Source organism: Petrotoga mexicana DSM 14811, from assembly GCF_002895565.1.
Classification (GTDB): Bacteria; Thermotogota; Thermotogae; order Petrotogales; family Petrotogaceae; genus Petrotoga; species Petrotoga mexicana.
On record NZ_AZRN01000028.1, the window covers coordinates 1 to 3034 of the forward strand.

Sequence of the window (3034 nt, forward strand, 5' to 3'; positions counted from 1 at the left end):
CCCCCCTTGTAGCTCCCCTTTTACCGGTACGGGATTCTTTACCCGTTTTCCATCGGCTACCCCTTTCGGGTTCACCTTAGGTCCCGACTTACCCTGGGCGGACGACCCTTCCCCAGGTAACCTTAGACTTTAGGGGTGGGAGATTCTCACTCCCATTTCGTTACTCATGCCTGCATTCTCTCTTGTGCTTCGTCCACATATCCTTCCAGATATGCTTCTCCCTCGCACATCGCTCCCCTACCTATAGCCTTTCGGCTATACCGTAGCTTCGGTGCGCGGCTTTAGCTCCGTTACATTTTCGGCGCAGTCCTCTTCTACCGGTGAGCTGTTACGCACTCTTTCAAGGATGGCTGCTTCTAAGCCAACCTCCCGGCTGTCTCAAGAGGTCCACTTCCTTTCACACTTAGCCGCTTCTTCGGAACCTTAGCTGTCGGTCTGGGCTCTTTCCCTCTCGACTATGAAGCTTATTCCCCATAGTCTTTCTCCCTGGTATCCAGTTATGGCATTCGGAGTTTGATTGGTTTCAGAGGTCTACCCCCCTACGCCATTCAGTGCTCTACCTCCATAACTCTTCTTCCAGAGGCCGTGCCTACACACGTTTCGGGGAGAACCAGCTATCCCCAGGTTCGGTTAGCTTTTCACTCCTACCCACATGTCATCTGAGGATTTTTCACTATCCACCAGTTCGGACCTCCACTTGGTTTTACCCAAGCTTCATCCTGCACATGGGTAGCTCACCTGGCTTCGGGCCTATTCCCAGTGACTTGCGCACTTTTCATACTCGGTTTCCCTTCGGCTCCACCTTCCGGCTTAACCTCGCCACCGAAAATAACTCGCAGGCTCATTAATCAAAAGGCACGCGGTCACTTTCGCTCCCGCTTCCTGTAGGCATACGGTTTCAGGTTCTCTTTCACTCCCCTCCCGGGGTCCTTTTCACCTTTCCCTCACGGTACTATTCCACTATCGCTCAGCTGTCCTCTTTAGCCTTGGATGGAGGTCCACCCAGCTTCACGCAGGATTCCTCGTGTCCTACGCTACTCGGGTTAACAGCAGTTGAATTTATATACTTTCGTGTACAGGACTTTCACCTTCTTCGGTAGGCCTTCCCATGCCTTTCCACTTCGTATATATCTCCAACCCCCTATCTGGCAGTTCGGGTAGCTGTTACCCACAACTCAGTAGCAACAACGCCTGCCCGCTTTTGCATCGCTACTGTTTGGGCTCTTCCCTTTTCGCTCGCCGCTACTCGGGGAATCTCGTTTGATTTCTTTTCACCGGGTACTATGATGTTTCACTTCCCCAGCTTCGCCTCCTGTCTCCAGGATGCCTTTCGGCAGGTTCCCCCATTCGGATATCTGCGGATCTTCGCTCGTTTGCAGCTCCCCACAGCTTTTCGCAGCTTACCACGTCCTTCTTCGCTTCCAGCTGGCTAGGCATCCACCGTATGCCCTTCTCTCTTTGGACGTTCTCTATGCACTTGTCAATGAGCTCTTCCTTCNNCTCTCTCAAAAGTAGATAGAGGAGGTAGAAACTTTAATTCTCCTTAGAAAGGAGGTGATCCAGGCGCACCTTCCGGTACACCTACCTTGTTACGACTTCGCCCCCCTCGCCAAGCCCACCTTCAACAGTACCTGCCGTACTGCCTTCAGGTGTTCCCAACTCGGGTGGCGTGACGGGCGGTGTGTACAAGGCCCGGGAACGTATTCACCGCAGTTTGGCTGACCTGCGATTACTAGCGATTCCAGCTTCATGTAGGCGGGTTTCAGCCTACAATCCATATTACGGAGAGTTTTTCCGGATCCGCTCCACCTTCCGGCTTCGCTTCCCTTTGTCCTCCCCATTGTAGCACGTGTGTCGCCCAGAGTATAAGGGGCACGCTTATCTGACGTCATCCCCTCCTTCCTCCGCCTCGTCGGCGGCTGTCCAATTAGTGTACCCAACTTTACTTGCTGGTAACTAATCGTAGGGGTTGCGCTCGTTGTGGGACTTAACCCAACACCTCACGGCACGAGCTGACGACGACCGTGCACCACCTGTGTAACCCCCTGCCTTGCGGCAGGCCAGTAGATTTCTCTACCTTCAGTTACATGTCAATCCCTGGTAAGGTTCTTCGGTTAGCTTCGAATTAAACCACATGCTCCACCGCTTGTGCGGACCCCCGTCAATTCCTTTGAGTTTCATCCTTGCGGACGTACTCCCCAGGTGGCTCACTTAGCGCGTTCGCTTCAGCACAGAGAGTCTTTCGCTCCCTACACCTAGTGAGCATCGTTTACAGCCAGGACTACCCGGGTATCTAATCCGGTTCGCTCCCCTGGCTTTCGGACCTCAGCGTCAGCTGTAGCCCAGTAGACCAACTTCTTCACCGGCGTTCTTACCTGTATCTGCGGATTTCACCCCTACTCAGGTAATTCCGTCTACCTCTGCTACGCCCAAGATGACCAGTTTCATCCGCAAGCCAATCGTTGAGCAATCTTTTCACAGATGACTTGATCATCCGCCTACGTCCCCTTTACACCCAGTGATTCCGGGCAACGCTCGCCCCCTACGTCTTACCGCGGCTGCTGGCACGTAGTTAGCCGGGACTTTTCCTAATCTACCTTCTTCTGTAGTGTGTCCACTACCCTTTTATTCGATTAGTTCAGAAGTTTACATCCCGAAGGACTTCTTCCTTCACGCGGCGTCGCTGGATCAGGCTTTCGCCCATTGTCCAATATTCCCCACTGCTGCCTCCCGTAGGAGTAGGGCCCGTGTCTCAGTGCCCTTGTGACCGTACATGCTCTCACACCGGTTATCCGTCATCGGCTTGGTAAGCCTTTACCTCACCAACTACCTGATGGATAGTAGGTCCATCCCAAGGCTGCCTTCCACTTTCCCCTCTCGGGCTTATCAGAGTTTACCTACCGTTTCCAGTAGCTATCTCTGTCCTCGGGGTAGGTCCCTACCTTTTACTCACCCGTTCGCCACTGATTATACTTCCTAAGAAGTATAACCCGTCCGACTTGCATGTGTTACGCACGCCGCCAGCGTTTACCCT

2 rRNA genes are annotated in these 3034 nt (G+C 53.2%); both read right to left on the bottom strand.

The features are described 5' to 3' along the window. Window positions 1-1464, bottom strand: a 23S ribosomal RNA gene (locus tag X927_RS06520); the annotation flags it as partial. 83 nt (window positions 1465-1547) lie between these two features. Further along, window positions 1548-3034 (bottom strand): 16S ribosomal RNA (locus X927_RS06525); the annotation flags it as partial.